This is a genomic window from Pseudoalteromonas sp. B160, assembly GCF_037162485.1.
Taxonomy (GTDB): Bacteria; Pseudomonadota; Gammaproteobacteria; order Enterobacterales; family Alteromonadaceae; genus Pseudoalteromonas; species Pseudoalteromonas rhizosphaerae.
This window is the reverse complement of the sequence record NZ_JARLUX010000001.1, coordinates 3,333,808-3,353,976: the sequence shown is the minus strand read 5'-3', so window position 1 is coordinate 3,353,976 and position 20,169 is coordinate 3,333,808. Positions and strand designations below refer to the sequence as shown.

General features: G+C 39.2%; 18 protein-coding genes. 4 read left to right on the top strand and 14 right to left on the bottom strand.

Translation table 11 applies throughout. The features are described from left to right. Window positions 1-18: 18 nt before the first annotated feature. Both P4S61_RS15710 and P4S61_RS15705 read left to right on the top strand, forming a co-directional pair. Window positions 19-861, top strand: coding sequence for a pirin family protein (locus P4S61_RS15710; protein ID WP_182734950.1), 843 nt, complete (start codon window positions 19-21; stop codon window positions 859-861). A 21-nt stretch (window positions 862-882) separates the two neighbouring features. Next, window positions 883-1,854, top strand: coding sequence for a glutathione S-transferase family protein (locus tag P4S61_RS15705; RefSeq protein ID WP_337118612.1), 972 nt, complete (start codon window positions 883-885; stop codon window positions 1,852-1,854). Between the two features lie 89 nt (window positions 1,855-1,943). On the opposite strand, the gene P4S61_RS15700 is transcribed toward P4S61_RS15705, so the two are convergent. The 10 genes from P4S61_RS15700 to P4S61_RS15655 all read right to left on the bottom strand — a co-directional run bounded on the left by P4S61_RS15700 (window position 1,944) and on the right by P4S61_RS15655 (window position 13,952). Then, a complete protein-coding gene (locus P4S61_RS15700; RefSeq protein WP_182718958.1) occupies window positions 1,944-2,519 on the bottom strand; it encodes a hypothetical protein in 576 nt (191 codons plus the stop codon). Between the two features lie 105 nt (window positions 2,520-2,624). Continuing rightward, on the bottom strand, window positions 2,625-3,416 hold the full coding sequence (locus P4S61_RS15695) for a LytR/AlgR family response regulator transcription factor (RefSeq protein ID WP_145241093.1): 792 nt from the start codon (window positions 3,414-3,416) through the stop codon (window positions 2,625-2,627). Then, on the bottom strand, window positions 3,413-4,468 hold the full coding sequence (locus tag P4S61_RS15690) for a sensor histidine kinase (protein WP_246175609.1): 1,056 nt from the start codon (window positions 4,466-4,468) through the stop codon (window positions 3,413-3,415). Before P4S61_RS15690 ends, P4S61_RS15695 begins: the two co-directional genes overlap by 4 nt. Window positions 4,469-4,529: 61 nt before the next feature. Next, entirely contained in the window at window positions 4,530-7,052 is a 2,523-nt protein-coding gene (locus P4S61_RS15685; RefSeq protein ID WP_337118610.1) for a glycoside hydrolase family 3 protein, read from the bottom strand. Window positions 7,053-7,101: 49 nt separating this feature from the next. Further along, window positions 7,102-7,878: a family 16 glycosylhydrolase gene (locus P4S61_RS15680; protein ID WP_337118609.1), complete on the bottom strand. Its 777-nt coding sequence runs from the start codon at window positions 7,876-7,878 to the stop codon at window positions 7,102-7,104. 76 nt (window positions 7,879-7,954) lie between these two features. Further along, a complete protein-coding gene (locus P4S61_RS15675) occupies window positions 7,955-10,657 on the bottom strand; it encodes a TonB-dependent receptor (protein WP_337118608.1) in 2,703 nt (900 codons plus the stop codon). Between the two features lie 697 nt (window positions 10,658-11,354). Then, a complete protein-coding gene (locus P4S61_RS15670; protein ID WP_149982864.1) occupies window positions 11,355-11,642 on the bottom strand; it encodes a putative quinol monooxygenase in 288 nt (95 codons plus the stop codon). 55 nt (window positions 11,643-11,697) lie between these two features. Further along, window positions 11,698-12,525: a 2,5-didehydrogluconate reductase DkgB gene (dkgB, locus tag P4S61_RS15665; RefSeq protein ID WP_182820005.1), complete on the bottom strand. Its 828-nt coding sequence runs from the start codon at window positions 12,523-12,525 to the stop codon at window positions 11,698-11,700. 483 nt (window positions 12,526-13,008) lie between these two features. Further along, window positions 13,009-13,434, bottom strand: coding sequence for a hypothetical protein (locus tag P4S61_RS15660; RefSeq protein WP_337118607.1), 426 nt, complete (start codon window positions 13,432-13,434; stop codon window positions 13,009-13,011). Beyond that, entirely contained in the window at window positions 13,431-13,952 is a 522-nt protein-coding gene (locus tag P4S61_RS15655; RefSeq protein ID WP_218939791.1) for a BON domain-containing protein, read from the bottom strand. The genes P4S61_RS15660 and P4S61_RS15655 overlap by 4 nt, the downstream gene beginning before the upstream one ends. Window positions 13,953-14,121: 169 nt before the next feature. Here P4S61_RS15655 and P4S61_RS15650 point away from each other — a divergent pair, with 169 nt between their 5' ends. Continuing rightward, window positions 14,122-14,949, top strand: a complete 828-nt coding sequence (locus P4S61_RS15650) for a PRC-barrel domain-containing protein (protein ID WP_337118605.1) — start codon at window positions 14,122-14,124, stop codon at window positions 14,947-14,949. 80 nt (window positions 14,950-15,029) lie between these two features. Here P4S61_RS15650 and hflC read toward each other — a convergent pair whose 3' ends face one another. The 3 genes from hflC to P4S61_RS15635 all read right to left on the bottom strand — a co-directional run bounded on the left by hflC (window position 15,030) and on the right by P4S61_RS15635 (window position 17,406). Continuing rightward, window positions 15,030-16,013, bottom strand: a complete 984-nt coding sequence (gene hflC / locus P4S61_RS15645; protein ID WP_182732214.1) for a protease modulator HflC — start codon at window positions 16,011-16,013, stop codon at window positions 15,030-15,032. Window positions 16,014-16,015: 2 nt separating this feature from the next. Then, window positions 16,016-17,080 (bottom strand): FtsH protease activity modulator HflK, encoded by a 1,065-nt coding sequence (gene hflK / locus P4S61_RS15640; protein WP_145242832.1) that lies wholly within the window; start codon window positions 17,078-17,080, stop codon window positions 16,016-16,018. Between the two features lie 191 nt (window positions 17,081-17,271). After that, on the bottom strand, window positions 17,272-17,406 hold the full coding sequence (locus P4S61_RS15635) for a hypothetical protein (RefSeq protein ID WP_257326201.1): 135 nt from the start codon (window positions 17,404-17,406) through the stop codon (window positions 17,272-17,274). Window positions 17,407-17,946: 540 nt separating this feature from the next. On the opposite strand from P4S61_RS15635, the gene P4S61_RS15630 reads away from it, so the two are divergent. Then, window positions 17,947-18,942: a LacI family DNA-binding transcriptional regulator gene (locus P4S61_RS15630; protein WP_145242830.1), complete on the top strand. Its 996-nt coding sequence runs from the start codon at window positions 17,947-17,949 to the stop codon at window positions 18,940-18,942. Here P4S61_RS15630 and P4S61_RS15625 read toward each other — a convergent pair. Then, window positions 18,914-20,128 carry an oligosaccharide MFS transporter gene (locus P4S61_RS15625; protein ID WP_145242828.1) on the bottom strand — a complete coding sequence of 405 codons (1,215 nt, stop codon included), beginning with the start codon at window positions 20,126-20,128 and terminating at the stop codon, window positions 18,914-18,916. The genes P4S61_RS15630 and P4S61_RS15625 overlap by 29 nt on opposite strands. Between the last annotated feature and the right edge of the window lie 41 nt (window positions 20,129-20,169).

Below are 20,169 nucleotides of genomic sequence, written 5' to 3'. Positions count from 1 at the left end.
AAGATTCGGAGCAAAGCAATGAAAGTAATAAAGCAACTCAATAGCCATGCAACCCAAGATGGTGATGGCGTAAATATTAGCCGGATACCAGGCTTTGATGGTAAGCATTTAGATCCTTTTTTAATGATCGACGAATTAAAATCCGACGATCACAGTGACTTTATGGGTGGGTTTCCTGCCCACCCGCATCGTGGTATCGAAACCTTTACCTACATTATTAAAGGCGGCTTTGAACACCAAGATCAAATGGGCAATAAAAAAGCTATTCGCGCAGGTGATGTGCAATGGATGAGTACCGGCTTTGGCGTTATCCATAGCGAAATGCCACTTGCCGATGCGATTGAGGGGATGCATGGCTTTCAAATTTGGCTCAATATGCCAAGCACTGAAAAGCTCAGAGCACCGAAATATCAAGATACTACTGAGCACCCTGCACCTGAACATAAAAATAGTCAAGGTGTTGAACTAAAAGCACTGGCTGGCAATTGGCAATTTGACCAGCAAACTCAGGTTTCAAGCCTACAAGAACTAGCAGCCAATGGCATGCTAGCAGATGTAACATTACCTGTAGGCACTGAGTTTGCTCATCCACCACTGACACAAAGCAAGGTGATGATTTATATTCATACCGGCTCAATCAACACCGAACAAGGTGGTCCAGTAATGGCTGGCAGCCTACTTATTTTAGAGCCCGGTAGTGATATTAAATTTAGCTCGCAAAGCGGCGCTGGGGTACTTATTTTAGCCGGTGATCCGCTTAATGAACCTATTGCTCACATGGGCCCGTTTGTGATGAATACGCAAGATCAATTACGAGAAGCAATTAGTGATTACCAAAGCGGTAAATTTGGTAGCTTTTAAAACACGATATAGGAGTCAATTATGGGATTACTAGTCAACGGTAAATGGCAAGATAAATGGTACGACACCGATAAAAGCGATGGTGAGTTTAAACGCGAGTCTGCACAATTACGTAACTGGGTAACCAAAGATGGCAGCGCAGGCCCAACTGGTGAGGCGGGCTTTAAGGCACAGAAAGGCCGTTATCATTTATATGTTTCATTAGCATGCCCATGGGCGCACCGCACCTTGATTTTTAGAAAATTAAAAGGCCTTGAAGACTATATTGATGTCTCTGTGGTTAGCCCAGATATGTTAAATAACGGTTGGACGTTTGATAAAAACAACCACAGCACTGGAGATGCACTTTTTGATAAACAATTTATGCATCAAATATACACCGAAAATAAAGCAGATTATTCCGGAAGAGTAACTGTGCCTGTGCTTTGGGATAAACAGCAAAATAAAATAGTCAGTAATGAATCTGCTGAAATCATTCGCATGTTTAACAGCGCCTTCAATGAGTTAACTGGCAATAAACTAGACTTTTACCCAAATAACTTGCACGCTGAAATCGATGCAATTAATGAGCTGGTGTACAACAACATTAATAATGGCGTGTATCGTACTGGGTTTGCGACCACTCAAAAAGCCTATGAAGAGGCATTTAATGACTTATTCACTGCATTAGACAAAGTCGAAAGTATTTTACTCAAGCAGCGTTATTTGGTGGGCAACACCCTAACCGAAGCAGATTGGCGATTATTCACCACTCTAATACGCTTTGACAGTGTGTATGTTGGGCATTTTAAATGTAATCTGCGTACTATCGAAAATTACTCGGCACTGAGTGAATACTTACGTGAGCTTTATCAAGTTGCTGGCGTTAAAGAAACCGTTGATTTTTATCATATCAAACGACATTATTATTTTAGTCATACCATGATCAACCCAACGCAAATCGTCCCTAAAGGGCCCAATATTGATTACGCTCGCGAGCATAATCGCGGTTAACCAATTTATACTACCCCTGCAAAATGGCAGGGGTAGTTTAAGCCTTTTATAACCACCACAAATCACAATAATGCCTTTTAAAGCTTTGATCACCACTGTATTGTATTGATAATATAACCAAAATAACTTTTTTCACCGACCAGATTTACTCTTTTATTCTTGAGCGTTAATAATTCAGCTTTATCTAAATACCATCTTATTGAATGTGTTTCTTCACTTGCTAAATCGGAAAACTTTAATTCTACGCAGTGCGGCTCATAGTCACTACTACATGTTGTTGCCTCAACTAATAAATATTCTTGCGACCAATACTCAGCCAATTGATAATTTGCCCATAACTGTATTGGGATATTAATGAATGTCCAAAAGTAAAAGTAAATAAACACTGGACTAAAAAGCAGCGTAAAATACTTAACTAAACGTCCCTCAGCAATAAAATGCTCATCTAAACTTTCCTTCACTTGAGCAAAATTCTTATACTGACTAAAAAGGTAACCAATCGTCAGCACTGTCAGCGAGGGTAAAACCCATTGTAAAATAAAATTGTAATTAGCATTAGGGATAAATGCGGGATCCACACTTTCATACCAGATGAAAAAACCGCAAGGCATAAAACAGGTAATCAATAATATTAAAATAATCCAAAAAAGCTGAGGTTTTGCCATAGAAATTTAAAATCCTTATAAATTATGACCTGAGATAGCGTAACAAATGCCTATTATACAAACTGTTGCAGTTATAGTTTAATACTCTCAATATTAATATATTTATTATTTGAACAAACTCTTTAAATTTTTACTATAGGTACGACTGACTTTAAGTGTTTTACCACTTTGTAATACAGCCGTGTATTCAGAGTTTCTAAGTGGGTTAAGTTGCTTTATATGGCTTAAATTTACAATCGTTGATTTATGTATTCGCAGGAAATCTTCAGGCAAGGTGTTTTTTTCAAGCTCTTTTAAACGCGCCCGCATTACGTGTGTTTCAGCAGGTGTGTGTACACACATATAATCCCCCGCCGCATCAATCCATAAAATATCTTTAAACGGAATAATTTGAATTGGGTTTTTAGCATCTTGAATAACTAAATTCTCAGCTTCAAACTTATAGTCAGAATTACCCGCCACTTCAAGTGGTTGCGATTCATTGATCACCAGCGATTGGTGCACTTCAATAAGTTCGGTTTTTCTGTTTAGCTTTTCTGTTTTAATAACTCTTTCAATGGCTTCTGCAAGGCGAGCTAACTTAACGGGCTTAAGTAAATAATCCAGCGCCCTCACCTCAAAAGCTTTAACAGCATGTTGATGAAATGCCGTAACAAAGATAACCGCAGGGCAGCTCTCTGGTTGAAAATGTTTAATTAATTCAAAACCTGACTTTGTTGGCATTTCTATATCTAGAAACACTAAATCTACATCATATTCGTTAAGTACTTTAATTGCTTCATCAACACTTTGTGCACTGCCAATCACTTCAATTTCAGCAAAGGCTTCTAAGCGAATACGCAAACCTTCAATAGCACTGTATTCGTCATCAACGAGTAACGTTTTTAATTGAATCATGATTGCAAACCATTAATTGGAAGAGAGATACAAAACCACGCACCACCGGTAGTCGCATTGCCTTTTTCAATTCGGTGACTATTACCATATATTAATTTTAAGCGTTGCTCACAATTAGCCAAGCCGATGCCTCTTTTGGTTTTTTTATTATCATCAAAGCCTTTACCAGTATCAGCAACTTTAATGAGCAATGCGGATTTTGTTTTTTCAACATTAATTGTGATCACCATTTTTTGATCTGCTCGCATACCATGTTTTAACGCGTTTTCTACCAATGGTTGAATTAATAAAGAAGGTATTAATAAATCGTTGCATGGTTCATCAACGCTAATATTAACCTCTAGCTTGTCAGCAAATCGGCATTGTTCAATATCTAGGTAGGTTCTTAACATTGCGATTTCTTCTTTGATAGCTACTTTTTCAAGTGGGTCGGTATATAAACTATGGCGCAATAAGTCACATAGTTTTTCAAGCATGTTTACTGCCTGCAAGCTTTCTTTTTTCAATATTAACGTGCAAATGGCGTTAATACTATTGAACATAAAATGCGGGTTAAGCTGATATCGAAGCATTTTTAGCTGTGACTCTTTCGCTAAATGGGTTGCTTCTGCGGCCTTTTGAGTTTGCTCAAGATTATCTAAATAAATTTTGATCCCGTAATAAAAGGCAGTCCATGTTGAAAGCATGGTTAACGAGGCTGACGTCCATGTACCAAAGTCAAACCATGACATTGAAAGCCACCAGTTACCATATAACCACTGCAAGGAAATCCATTTAATTTGCGTCCAGAGTAATGTTGCAATTAGAAGCAGCATAATACGTAACGCGACTTTAACTTTGAGCTCTTGCTGACTAAAACAGTTGTAAAATCGTCTTAACGTTAAAGTGATCAAAAAGCCACACGCTACATCAATAATTAAATGCGGTATATGTATTGTCCATGGCTCTTCGCTTGGTATTTTTATCATTAATTCGGTCAGCATTGCATAGACAATCCAACCACAACTTTGGAATAACCAGAACAACTGACTTCTAGGGTTATTACTATTCACATTATTAAATCCAATGTTATAGGCTGTTGATTAATAAACGTTAATCAACAGCCATAGAGTATTACTTTGCACACGTTAATGATAATGAGTCATTACTCGGTTTTATAGTCAACGCCACATCAGCAATTGCTAAACTTAAATTTTGACTGGTAATGCGCAGCGCGTCTGTTATTTTTTGCTCAGCAAGTCCGCTATCACCACAGTGCAAAGGGATTGCTAGAGTATGCCAACTTTTGTCTGTCATTAATTGTGAAAACGATGAAAAATCAATATTCCTTAAGCAATGATTTTCGCTACACATGACTTGCAAGTTTGCTCCTTGTTCAGGAGCTTTATCTATGCGCATTTTTAATTCAAGGTAACCTGCACTAAATTTACTATCTAGCTGTTTAGGCTCTAGGTGACTCAAGCTAACAGCGGCTTGTGCGCGCCAATTAAAGCCACGGCCATCTTCTTGATAAGATAAATTGACTGATTGCATAAGTAAACTTTGTTTATCGCCACTGGTTGCTGATGCACCACTGGCTAACACCTTTTCTGTGCTTGTATCTGCCAGTTGCCAAGTCATATTTTTGGCTAAGTTTCTTACAAACAGGGGATGTGAGTCACTATTAACCATTTTTTTAGGGCTGGTTTTCTCACTCAAAACAGACACATTTATTTTGTCCTGATAAGTTAAGCCATAGCCATAAGCAAATAATGGATCATAGTCAGCATCGTTTAAGTTTAACGTAAATTGGTCATCATATTTAGGCCATGAAAAACTCAACTTACCGCTGAAATCAAACTGGGCTTTACCTTGGCTATTAGTTAATAGTACATCTGCAACGCCCTCACCTTCAGAGCCTGGTAGCCAAGCAGCAACAAAGGCATCCGATGCGTTGAGCTCTTTATTAACCCACAACGGGCGGCCGCTTAAGAATACCGTTACTACAGGAATATTATCAGCTTTAAGCTGCTTTAATAACGCAAGTGCATGTTTAGTTTCATGCTGAAACTCAAGCATCTCGATGTCACCAAACCATTCTGCATAAGGTTCTTCACCAATAACAACAATGGCTACATCTGGCTTGGTTTTATACTCACCAGACTCGCTCAAAGTGATCTCACCACCCGCTTTTGTTACTTGCGACTGTAAACCCGCATAAATAGAGGTTGCATTTGGAAAGTCACTATTGGTATTGTCTGTGCCCTGCCAAGAAACACTCCAGCCTCCTGCTTGCATATTGATTGCATTTGCGCCTTTGCCGGCAACTAAGATGCGGCTACTCGCTTTGATTGGCAGCACGTTTTCGTTGTTTTTTAATAGAACGAGTGACTTACGAACCGCTTCTCTTGCCAAAGTACGATGCTCATTAGCACCTAACCACTGCGGGTGTTGTGATTCAGGTCGCGCTGATGGTTTACCCTTTGTAAACACACCCCAACGGATTTTAGCCCTTAAAAAGCGCCTAACGGCATCGTTAATTCTTGATTCTGCGATTACACCGTCTTTCACTTGCTTAACAGTATTATGATAAAACGCTTCAAAATGCTCTGGCACCATGATCACATCAACGCCCGCGTTAATTGCTTGCGCACATTGCTCTAAATCGCAGCCTTCTACAAACTTGTGAGCATTCCAATCACTGACTACAAACCCATCAAAACCAAGTTGGTTTTTAAGTACATCCGTTAATAAATGTTTATCGCCATGTACACGTTTGCCATTCCAACTATTAAATGATGCCATCACTGATTGCACACCTTCATTAATAGCCGAAAAATAACCTGCGCTGTGAATATCTCTTAATCCTTTTTCATCGATAAGCGTATTTCCGCGATCAACGCCTCGCTCTGTACCACCATCGCCCACAAAATGTTTTGCGGTTGCAATACGGTTACTGCCTTTTAAAAAGTCAGCGCCTATATCACCTTGAATACCTGTCACCATACTACCTGCATACAGCCTAACTAATTCAGGGTCTTCTGAGTAACTTTCATAGGTTCTGCCCCAGCGTTCATCTCTGACTACAGCGACAGTAGGAGCAAAACTCCATTCAATCCCAGTGGCTGAGACTTCTTTCGCTGTTGCTTGGCCTATGCGCTTAATTAAGTCGGCATCATGCGCAGCTCCTAAGCCAATATTGTGCGGAAATAACGTAGCGCCATACACATTGCTATGTCCATGCATGGCATCAGTACCCCAAATAGTCGGTATTGCAATACCGTCTTTCGTTGAGTCCATTGATGCTAGGTACATTTCATCGGCATATTTTAGCCATGTCGCCTGATCAGCGCGTTTGTCGCCATAGGGCGCAGTATTACCGCCATTGAGGTATGAACCAAACCCATATTTGCGCATTTGTTCAACACTTAAATAACCAATTTCGGGCTGAATCATTTGCGCCACTTTTTGCTCTATGGTCATCTTTGCGAGCAGTTGTTCAATTTGCGCTTCTACAGCGGGATCGCGTTTGAGCTTAGTGTTCACATTCGGCCAGTTGACTTGCTCACGCTCTGCACTGAATGAATATTGACAAGTAAGCGCCCCAACTACGGGCAATAAGCAAAATAATAATTTAGAATATTTGATTTGAGACATTAAAAACCTTCGAGATTAAATTCTATTTATAGATACAAACTTCTTAATTTTATTGGGGAATGTACTCAATAAAATCATAGTACGCCCACGAAGGGCTGCCATAGTATTGACTAGGGAAGTAATAGCCTTCGGTTGAGTTATCACCATTCCATTGGTTAATCATTATTTTTGTATTATCCATCGGCCATGCATACGCGGGAATTTCATTTTCAGCTAAATGACCATCGCCATTGTCTTTGTAGAGCACTCTTAATGTTTGCTCATTTCCTTGAGCGTCGTAAAGGTACCAACGAATCGAGTTGCTAGACCAATCAAAGCCAATAGTTAATAAGTTTTCTCTGTAATCAAGTCCGTATTGACTTAAGTCGATGTCCTTTTCCCAGCTTTGATAAGTGCCACCTTGCGGCTGATAAATCACATTGGTATGAACAACGTTCCCAAGGGAGGGTAAAAGCTCAATATCTATCTCTTGCCATGCTCTGCCGGGTGAATCCCACCACGATGTGTAAGTAAAAATGGAAGACACAGTGCCTTGCGTATTCCCTGACTTAACACTGCCTTGCACCTTGCCAAAGCCATAGAAATTATTACTTTGCAGCTCAGCACATGCGCCTTGTGATAATGAAAGCGTGATCCCCTGTTGGCTTGGGTTAATCATGGCAGGGGAAAATTCACAGCCAAAAGGCGAGCCATTGTCGCCACTTCGCGCATTCCAAATGGCATTATCGTAACCCCATGAAAAATTATCTTTAAAATAATTGGCATATGTAAAAGGTGAGATAAACACACAACCTGCAACTAACGAGCTAATAAGCTTAGTTTTCATTATTGATCCTTATTTAAATTGTACACCTCCCACAGTGGTATATTGACTGTGGGAAGTTTAATTGGGGTTAGGTTATCTAGAATGAAAAACCAGCTCTTACACCGTAATACCTTGGCATGCCAAAGCTGCCTTTTGGAATTCCTTTGCTAGTATTATTCCAATATTGAATAGTTTCATCAGAGGCATTATTAACGAATACTTCTGCGTACCAGCTTTGTCCTTGCGGCTCATATTTAATTGACGCGTTATAGACTGCAAATGCATCTCGGCTATCGTCAATGTATTTTGTCGCCTCGTCCGACACGCTAAAGTCCATATCATCTAAGTGTTTATCAACATTCCATACTGTTGAGTACGATTCATCTTTCCAGCTCGCATTAAGCCAACTATGGATAAAACCATATTCACCTAAATCAAATGTATGTGTGTAGCTGATGTTTGCCGTGAACTTAGGCGTCATCGCTAGGTTATTGCCTTTAAGATTGGTTGATAGCAGTGTATTTTCAGGATTTTTTGATTCCTCATAAGAAATATCAAAAAGATACTCAGCATCGTAATCCCACTTAGTATTCCAATCGTCCGTCACTTTGGCATCGGTCCAGGTTACATAACCGGTGATACGCCCACTTGGATATGGCTTCCAATCAAACTCAAGCTCAATACCTTTGATTGTTGAACTAGGAACATTTTGTGTGTAATAAGCAATCACAGGCTTGTTTTGAAAATCAAGTACAGGCTCGCCATTGCTATCTAAAACGGGAGAGCCATCTTCATCTTCTACCACAGATAAACGTTCTACGTTACCGATTGAGCCCACTGATGCGTATTGCATGTCGGTGTAATCTGTGTAGAAAAACGCGGCTTTTAAGTTTAATGAATTATCAAAAAAGCTCGATTTAGCGCCAAGCTCCCATGTAAGTACTTCTTCTGGGTCGAACTTAGTTTCAAAGCGTGTTACGTCGCCGGTTCTATCATTTACGACTTCATATACATCACCAATTCCGCCGGCTTTAAAACCACTGGCAAGATAGGTATAAACCATCGTTTCAGGTGAAATGTCGTAGTCTAAACCAACACGAAAGTCATGATGCTGCCAACTTCCTTTATTATCGTTTGCAAAGTATGACGCATAAATTGAAGGATCTTCGTAGTAATCAACTGGTAAGTTATTTAGATCTGTTCTATTTAACCAACCAACAGCGCAACCATCGGCATTAGAGCAGCGGTATGTTTTGCCTCCTTTATCTTCTTTCGTTTCATCACTAAAACGATAACCAAGTGTTAGATGTAATTTTTCAGTTAAATTGTATGTACCTTGGCCAAACAAAGCGAATGCGTCTGTAGAGCGATCAGGTTGATCCCAAAAGGCTTTATCGTCCATTGGGTTATCGTAATAACCTAAGGTCGTGGTTTTTTCGTGGAAATAGTTAGCACCAACAATCCAAATAAAATCGCCGTATTCGTCAGATTGTAATTGCACTTCTGTAGAAAAAGATTCAGCACCAGTGCCATCTAAAAAGTACGTTGCCCCATCCCAAGGATCGAGGCCGACTTCGCTATCTTGTGCTGAAGAGCGTTCCATATCCTCATAGCCAAGTAGCCACACAAGCGAATATTCATCATTTATGTCGTAATTAAGGGTATTTCTAAGATAGGTGATATCTAAATTAAGCTTACCTGGCACATTCACAACAGCTTGATATGTATTATCACTGGGTAAAAAGTTTGTGCAATCGCCGCCCAGCTCTTCACTTCTACCACGAATTTTATCGCAGTTAACTAAATCGAGATTGTTATTGCTGTTATTAACGTACTTTTGAAAAACGGTATGATTTGAAAAGCCACCATCTAACGGCTCCCAAAGCGTACTAATTCTAAAAGAGTATTCATCAGCGTTGTTATAAAAGTCGTCTTTTTCTGCGGGGGTTAATTGGCGAACTTTTTGCGCCTCTGGATTTGTGCCTGCGCCATCTATCCACCAGTTTTCTCGCTGCGTGACTGTTTGACCAATACCTTGATAAGAATCCTCTGAGATAACAGGAGCATTGAGTATATCGTCGCTTAATCGTCTTGAGTCGTATTGGTTAGGATCGTAGTAACCCTCAAGGTAAGAATCTCGTTTTAATCCTTTGCCAGAAAACCGTACTGCAAATTCGTCATTAATTGGAATATTAATTACGCCATCAATATTTTTGCTGTTGTATTTTCCTGCTTCAACGTTCACATTGCCGTATAAATGAGTGAATTCAGGCTTTGCTGAAATAACATTAATACTACCAACTGTAGAGTTTCGACCAAATAATGTGCCTTGTGGCCCCCTTAATGCCTCAACTCGTTCAATGTCATACATTAAAGCAAGTGCACCTTGCATTCTTGGTGAGTAAATACCGTCAAGGTGAACGCCAACAGCGGGGTCGCCAAGCTCAGTAATATTGGTCGAGCGTACGCCACGCATAGAAATAACTGGAGCTGATTGATCGGTAGCTGTGGAGATATCTAACCCTGGCACTAGGTTGGCAATATCTTTAACACTATTTACGCCATTTTGCCTGAGCTCAGCCTCCGTTAATGCTGTAATAGCAACAGGGGTTTCCATTAACTTTGTTTTACGTTTGGTTGCTGTTACAGAGATAATCTCTAAGGAGGTACTTTGTTCTTGCGCAGTGTTGCTTTCATTCGTATTTGTTGGATTATTCGTAGCAGCTTGTTGGGCATGTAACGGGAATGAGCAAGCCAATGCTACCGCAATTGATAATGCTTTTTTATTTATTGTGTGCATATTCGACCTTTTGATGTGTGTGTAAAACGTTAAGCTTTGTTACTTTTATTTAACAGTCTCACAGTATCCATAGGGTCTTTTTTGATTACTAGTCAAATACGCTAAGGCGAGTTAGATATAATACAAGCCGAAATTAAATCTTGGACAATAAATAAACTGACTCCTTGATTTAGTATCAACAGTCAAAAAACTTAAAAATTTATTGCATGAAAGTAAAACTGACCACCGATGCCATAAACACAAATAAAGCGGATATAATCAGTGAGCGATGAAAAATACCATGGCATAACTTTATATACCCAAAAACGCAGGTCAATACATTAGGTAAGTTATCAAGGCTCACTCATTGTCACCTGCTAAGGCGTGATTAAAGCCATGCTTAACATGCTAAGCTCGATATAAAATACGTGGCTTTAAACACTGCCCCTATATACCCAAACCACCTCAAGATGCGAGTTTCAGTTGGAATTAAAAGCGATTTAGGCAAGGCATTGATTGCAAATAATAGTGGTTCTATTGTTAAAATCAATAACGCAGTATAAATCGCTTTTAAACCAATCCTTTAGGCGTTTCACAGGCACTTACTCTCAGCGTTGTTACTTCTTAAAAGGGACGGCCATTCTTGCAAAGTAACGCCTTGATATTAAGCACCTGTGAAACGCTGAATTCTGCATCTTGAGGTGGTTTGGGTATATTATTAACCAATCGTTTTATACACATCAATATTACTGTGAGTAAGTAGAGCACCAGCCTGTTCACCAAACGTTTTAAAATGTGGCGCTAACTTATGCTCTTCAAAGTGCTCATTTGTAGCCCATTGTTCAGTTACAATGTAATCTGTTTGCGTGTCATTATTTTTCACAGCCAGCTCGTAGCGTAAACACCCTACTTCTTTGCGCGATAACTTTTGTAAGTTATCAAGTGCACTAAGTAACGTAGCTGCATCAGCGTTTTTACATGACAGCATTGCTATAACGGTTAACATAGTTATTCCTTTGCATTAAAAAGTGCAGACTCACTGCACTTTATATTGAACACGCTTAAAACGTGTCTTGATCCCACTGCGGTGCAAAACTTGGGGTTGCTTGACGGTCGCCGCAATCGAGAGCATCAATACGCGCAATGTCTTCTTCATCAAGCTTTACGGCTTTATCATTAAAGTTATCTTCAAGATTTTTACGCTTAGTTGATGACGGAATGGTCGTCATACCCTTGGCGTTTACCCATGCAATAACTACTTGTGCAGGGCTTGCATCATGCTTCTTAGCAATATCAATAATGGTATGATCGTTTAACACTTTACCTACCACAAATGGCATATAGGCGGTGACATGAATGTCATGCTGCTGACAAAAAGCACGTAGCTTGGTATTGGTTAAATAAGGGTGTACTTCTATTTGGTTGGTGAATATTTCACGTGAGTCCAGTGTTTGCATGGCTTCTTTTAAATTCGCAATAGTGAAGTTCGATACACCAATATGCTTAGTTAATCCAAGCTGCTTTGCCGTTAATAACTCAGTTAAATACTCGCTCATTGGTTCATCGTTTGATGGCGCAGGCCAATGGATCAACAATAAATCGACAGAATCGAGTTGCAGCTTGTTAAGAGACTCTTTCACACTGGCGATAAAATCGCTTTTATTCAGTTTGTTATTCCACACTTTGGTGGTAATAAATAGCTCGTTTCTAGGGATATTGCTGTCTTTTATCGCTTGGCCAACTTGCTCTTCATTGCCATAAATCTGTGCGGTATCAATATGGCGAAAGCCAACTTCTAATGCCATTTTTACAGATTCATAAGCTGTTTTTCCTTCTAAGCGGAATGTCCCCATGCCTAAGTCTGGCATTTCAATTACACGTTGTGTCATAACTTTATCCTTATAAAAATAATCGGTTTAAATACAAACTTATTAGATTTCTAACCTAAGTTTTTCGAAATACACCTGTTACTTTGTTCATTTAAAAATTTTTGACCTCGTAAAAGGTATGAGGCCATTAACCTTAGTTTCAAGGGCTAGAGCCTATTTATCTTTCACAGTTACTTTTACATCCGTATGTTTGGTTTTTAGATAAGCCAGTATTAATGTAGCTAGAGAGCCAGAATAAAGTGCGGAAGTTTTACTTAATTTTTTACTTAATCCACCAGATTAAAAACCTAGCGCCGTGATCAAACAGCTTATAAATTGAACAGCTTTTAATCCTGTGAGGTTAACCGGCCCTAGAACCTAATAATTATATTTATAAATGGCTGCTTTAAAAAAATTGAAAGTGCATCTCTCAAGGCCGCTATTTTCAACACTGTTAGCGCTGAAAGTAGTGGCTCAAAGTCGATTTATTCTACTGCGCTTTAGTTACTTATCTCTATGTTTTTGTAACATTTTCATTTCACTGTAGCTGCTGTGTTCCATCATTTGATCCATCATCACTTGCATCATTCTCAGCTGACCTTCCATTTTATTGATACGTTCATCGCCCTCAGTTTCTGACTTTGAATCATCACCATTTCCATTTAGGTCGTTTATCATCCGCATATTTGCACGCATTGAGTTCATATGTTGTTCCATTAGCTGCTCACGCTTTTGTGGATTATTTTCGTTTTCGATCTGTTGCATTAGCGAAAACATTTGCCGCATTTTTGGTTCCATATGCGATGTTTCTTTATCATGCATCATCTTGCCCATCATCATATGGTGTTCGCCTTCGCGTTCATCTTCTTGGGCAACTGCTGTAACAGCAAAAACAGCGGTTATAAACCCCACGATTAGATATCCTTTCATAACGAACTCCTTTTCACAGTCAGTTCATCATGAATAGCATGCGTACCTTCAGCACCTTTGGCGATTAACATTGCTGAGTCAATTTGGCTTTGGCTATCAACAATACCAATTAAACGCACATCACCTTTATTCGTAATGACTTCGATATTAAATGCTCTGAGAATAGGATCATTCATTAAAGCCATTTTAACGTTTGTAGTTACATCGATATCTAAAACATTGTTAGCCACCGTACTTTTTGGCGGCTTTTCCGCAGCAATTTCTGGGGATTTATAGCAACCAGTTAATTGTGAAACCATCAGTATTGCAACAACACATAGTATTTTTGAAAAGTATTTATCCATTAGGATATCCTCAGTATTAAGTGGAGCGATCACCATCGGCGGTAAAGTGTATTCTTCACTACCTACCATCACTTTATTATGTAAGAGGCTAACGTTCTGTTCGTTATCGAACTCAAAACAACTGTGTGTCAATAATAAAAAGCAGCGATTCATACTGGTCATTACTGCATTCATGTAATTAACTCGCTAATTTGGCTGTGTACTGCAGCGCACAGACAACCGCGGCAAATAAGCTAAAACTAAAGCGGTTCATTCAAATCATCGCCTAGTTGGCAACCTCAATATCAGCTCTAAAACACGCCAACACTTTATACTGTCGACCCCATTAAAAAGGATAACTACTATGTTACGTAGCATGAAAGATCTTGAAAATTGCGCTATCGCTGCTACCGATGGTGTGATCGGTAAAGAAAAAGATTTTCTATTCGATGATTTAGCATGGGTGATCCGCTATTTTGTTGTTGAAACAGGTTCTTGGCTATCCAGCCGTCAGGTTTTGATCTCACCAATTGCGGTTCAAAAACCAAACTGGATAGAAAAAATTCTGCCAGTGTTGATCAGTAAAGAACAAGTTAAAAACAGCCCAACTATCGATAACGATAAACCCGTGTCACGGCAAAATGAGGCCAGCTTACTCGATTATTATGGCTACCCTTATTATTGGGTAGGCGAAGGATTTTGGGGAGGCGGTATTTACCCTTATTTATTGTACCGTGACCACCAACACCTCCCACATACAGAAGCAGGTGCACGCAGCGCACAACTAACTCACCATAATGTTAAAAGTGAAGATAATAAAAAAGCCGATCCAAATTTACGCAGTTGCAAAGAGGTTATTGGCTATCATATGAATGCAAATGATGGTGATATTGGTCATGTATCTGGATTATTAGTAGAAGAAACAACGTGGGCGGTGCGTTATCTGATCATCGATACCAGTAATTGGTGGGGTGGACATAAAGTGCTAGTGCCACCAGAGTGGATCAGCGAAGTATGCTGGCTCGACAATACCATCAGCGTTGATCTCAACCGCCAAGTAATAAAAGATGCGCCAGAGTATGATTATAACCTGCAAATAACTCCCGAGTTTGAAACAGCTATATATCAACATTACGAACTAGCGGGTTACTGGGCAAAAGTAGCCAAAGCTAAAAAGCTGGCAACCAATTAAACAAAACATCCCCCAAAACGCCAGCTTGCTGGCGTTTACTGTCATCTCACTAACCTTCCTATTTACACTGTGACCTGCGACTAATTATTGCCTGGTATTGGTTGTGTATCGGTGTTTTTTAAATACTTAAATAGCTCACTGTCGGTTGATAATACCAGTGTCGTATTGTCATTGAGTACCAACTCATATGCTTGTAATGAGCGAATAAACGCATAAAATGCAACCGCTTGTGCATTTTGATTATAAGCGTCGGCATAAATCGCCGCAGCTTTTGCATCGGCTAAACCACGGATCTCTTCTACTGCGCGGTATGCTTCTGACTGAATTTTATTTAAATCTCGCTCACGATTACCTAAAATTCTAGCCGCTTCACCTTTACCTTCTGATAAAAAGCGTTCAGCTATTTGCCGACGCTCGCTGATCATTCGCTCATAAATTTTCGGGCGGACACTCTCATTATAATTAATACGCTTAAAACGAATATCGAGTAACTCAATACCAAACACTTTGACTTTTTCTGCCGCTGCATTAAATATATCTTGCTCCACCAGCAAACGACCAATATGTATTGGTACTAAACTTCCAATATCTTGCGCCTTTTCGGCCTCAGTCAATAGCTTATCACGAAGAGGCTGGCGGTCTTTAGAGGTACGAATAATTTCAATCAGCTCATGTTTAGCAACTGCATTACGTGTTTCACTGCCAAAAATATCATCGAGCCTTGATTGTGCACTGCGTTCATCACCTAACCGTAAAAAGTATTGTAATGCATCGGTCACTCGCCAACGGGCAAACAAACTGACTGAAATATAAAGCTTATCTTTAGTTGGCATATCAGAAGGAGTGCCTTCCCATTCCAGCACACGTTTATCAATTGAGTTTACTTGTTGAATAAATGGCATTTTAATTTTGATACCCGCATCAGTGATAGGGTTGCCAACAGGACGGCCAAACTGAGTAATAATAACTTGCTCTACTTCGTTAACTGTATACAAAGCGTTATTTAATGCCGCTAAAATAAATGCTAATAAAATACCAAGAAAAAACAATAGATAATGTCTCATGCTCACTGGCCTTTAAGTGGTGTTAGATTAAGCAAAGGCAGTACATCTAGCGCACTGCTATCAATGATGATTTTTTCGCTAACTGTGGGCATTACTTTTTGCATTGTTTCTAAATAAATACGCTTTCGAGTCACCTCAGGCGCTTTTTCAAACTGAGCAAATAAGGCGTTAAAGCGCAGCGCATCACCCTGCGATTCATTTACACGTTTTAGTCGGTAGCCATCAGCCGCACGGATACGTTGGTCACGCTCACCTTCAGCCAATGGAATAATGCGATTGTAATCACGTCGCGCTTCGTTGATCAGCTTTTCTTTTTCTTGTTGCGCTTGGTTTACTTCATTAAAAGATGCTTGTACGGCTTTTGGTGGATTAATATTTTTTAGCTGCACTTGGTCAATGCTGATCCCCATCACATATTTACTCGCTAATGCTTGCATCTTACGCAGTGCTTCAACTTCAATCTCTTGACGACCAATGGTAATAACTTCATCAACGGTACGATCGCCGACTACTTCTCGCATCACCGATTCTGATACATAGCGCAAGGTACCGGCAGGATCACGCACTTCAAACAAATAATTTTTAGGATTTGCAATACGATATTGGATCACCCACTCAACAAGGGCTGTATTTAAATCGCCAGTCACCATTTGCGTTTCGCCCAATTGATTACGTAACTGCACGTCACGGCGCTTGCCAGTAAAGAATATATTATTATTAATAGTCACATTTTGATTAGGATCGGTTGCGCCTGGAGTAGAAAAGCCAAACTCTTGTTTTAGTTGGCGTTTGATTGGCACAATATGAACTCTATCGATACCAAGAGGCAGTTTAAAGTGTAAACCCGATGGTAAAATAGTGCTAAATTTGCCAAATCTTAATACTACCGCCACCGAATCACTGGGTACAGTAAACAAAGCGGTGTATAAAGCACTAAAGCAAAACAGCACTGCTAAAATAACAAAGCTGGTTTTATACTTGCCATTGGGAAGCCACAACTGATATTTACCTAGCCGTTTAATTAGACCATTACTTTCATTATTTTTGTCTTCTGTTATTAATGACATAGCGCTCTCAGTAGCCTTAAACAACAAGAATATGATCCCTCACCAACGAGTGAAGAACCACAAATAGTAGAGAACATCTATTATCTAGCTCCTTGTATATTTATCGAATTTACCTGTCGATAATGCCACTCAATCCTTAATTAAGCTCAAATAATGCTTTGCGAAAACTGGTTAGATAATTAACGACTCTATTATTTTTGCTGGGGTTTTCTGTATGATTTTTTCGTGTCAGGTTCTAAAGCTGCGCGCTTGCTTGCCGCTTCTTTTTTTAGTGTTTCAGCAGACTTTTTATCATCTACTTTTTTATCATGAGTTGGATTTTGCATAGTTGCCTCAGAGTTCTCGCCTCTCACGTTAATGTAAAAGGCCGAGATTTAAAGCCTAGTTTATAAAGCTCCCCAACTCTGTGCGCTACAACACTTAAATACTATATTTGGTTTTATTTTCGCTGGGTGCTCAATGGACGCTGATTTATCACTACTATGCTCGCGACCTGCATGAACGATGGTGTGATAACTGGAGGTTAGAAACCTCAGGCTAGCCGATTATGTTTCGTGAAACCTATGTTAGTTTTATTTTAAATTCTTCTGATGTTTACGAAACTCTTTTACTTTCATATCACCTAACTCCTAAATAGGTGTCTAGTTTATAGCTACTGTAAATTTTGAAAAAATTTGTATCAGCCCTTTTTATATCTGACCCATGTTGTTACATCATGAGTATAATTCGCCTCAATAACTTAAAAGTAAGCCTCTGAATAAGTTTATCTTTAGATAACAACGACAACTCAAACCTTAACAAAAACATATAAATAAAGTGCAATCTGCTGTTATACTGTTTTTATTCAGAGAGGGTCTTATTCTAGTATGGTTACAATTAAGCAAGTCGCTGTTCACGCAGGTGTTTCATTTAAAACTGTATCGCGAGTGGTCAATAATGATCCAACAGTCAAAGATATTAACCGCGAGAAGGTTCTTAAAGCGATAAAAGAATTAGGTTATCGTCCTAATCGTGCGGCAAGTTTAACGCGACGTAAAAACTCAAACATTTACGCAATTATTGCTGATGAACTGCTTAGTGTTCCTTATACTTTTGATATTATTCGTGGTGCCCAAGAAATTGCGTGGCAAAAAAACAAAGAATTATTAATTCTCAATGTTAACGAAACCCAAGCGAGTATAGACAGAGCTATAGAAAGCCTTTTAGAGTATCGCGTAGAGGGCGTTATATATTCAGCAATGTATCATCGCCAAGTTGTGGTAGCTGATGAACTAAAAAAAATACCAACAATTTTAGCTAACTGTTTTCCTGCTTTGAATAATTTTCCTTGTGTAGTCCCTGATGAACAGCAAGCAGGTGAAGATATTACCGATGCATTAATATGCAAAGGCTATCGCCGCATTGCTTTTTTAAACTTAAATGAGCATATAATTGCAGCCAAAGGTCGCAAACAAGGCGTTATAAATTCATTTAAAAAGCACGGCTTACCACTCGATGATTTACTCATTGAATCGGTGATTATTGGTCAAGCCGATGGTAGTGAGATTTCTACTTCGAGAGAGTCTGCAGCGAGAGTAATAGACGAGTTTAAACCTGATGCTATTATTTGTGGTCAAGATCCCATGGCGCTAGAAATTTACTTTGTTGTGCATGATAAAGGAATGATCGTTGGTAAGGATATTGGTATAGCAAGTTTTGATGATTGGGGCAGTATTCCACAATTATTACAACCGAATTTAACTACCATGGCATTACCCCATCATGCAATGGGACGTTGGGCAATGGAATACCTCATAGACCAGCGTACTGATATTGTTCATCACAGCCTACCGTTTAAATTGATTGCTCGTGATTCGTTTTAATAACATCTTTTTTTAATGTAAAAAGCGATAATACAATAAACACACAGATAACCAAACCCAAATACTGGTAGGCTAACGCAAAGCCTACATGATCATATACAACACCTACCGCGACGGCTAACATTGACGCCACCAATTGCGTAGTAAATTGAAAGCCAATGATATAGATCATCGCTGAATAGCGCGCGTCAAAATGCATATTTATATATTTAAATAACGCAATCAGCATCAGCGGTAATTCAATGGCGTGTAATAATTTCAATAAACTAATGCTGATAGAGTCACTAACAATCCCCGAGCAATATATTCGTATCGCCATCAATACACCACTTAACAGCAACGAATTTTTAATGCCCACATAATTCACCCATTTAACAGCTAAATACAAAATAGCCGCTTCAAGAATAACTTGCGCTGAAGTTAAATAGCCAAAAAACTCTCGACCTTGCTCTGGGGTGTCAAAAAAAGAGGTGTAATAAATAGCAAATTGCTGATCAAATACCGCATAAATACAACTAACACCGATCACAAATACACTTAAACGCCAAAGCCCTGCGATTTTAAAAAATGCTGTAAGCTGTTTTACAGGAGAAAAAGTTCGAGAAGGCGCTATTTCACGCTGATTTTGTGCGACCTTAACAAAGGCTAAAAAACCCATTAAGCAAACCGCCGCAATGCTTGATAACCAATAATTTAAACTAGGAGATAAATTAAAGGATAAACCGGCAAAGTAGCTTGCCATAGCCCAACCCAGTGACCCCCACATTCGAGCTTTACCAAATTCAAAGTTGGTCGAGCGACTTTGTTTATCAATATAACTTTCAAGCGTTCCTACTCCAGCTAAAAATGCACATGAAAAAACGGCACCGCCTAAAATAGCAGCCAGATAAAACTGCGTTTGTAGTAGTGGCGCGTATACAAAACTTACAAACGGGCCAATCAACATGATGAAAAATGCAATGAAGTAAAGCAGTGTTTTTTGTAAACCGAGTTTATCTTGCAAAATGCCGTAACAAGGCATCACGAGTAAAGCCATGATGGAATTAATGCTAAAGATAATCCCGACTTTAGCACTATTGAGGCCGACTTCTTGACTAAGCCAAATAGGAAATAATGAAAATGAAAAAGACCATGCCATAAAATAAACAAACAAAATGACACTTAATAGTCGATAATTGCTACTCATATATCGCATAGCCTTAGAGAATGATTAATGACTCTATAATA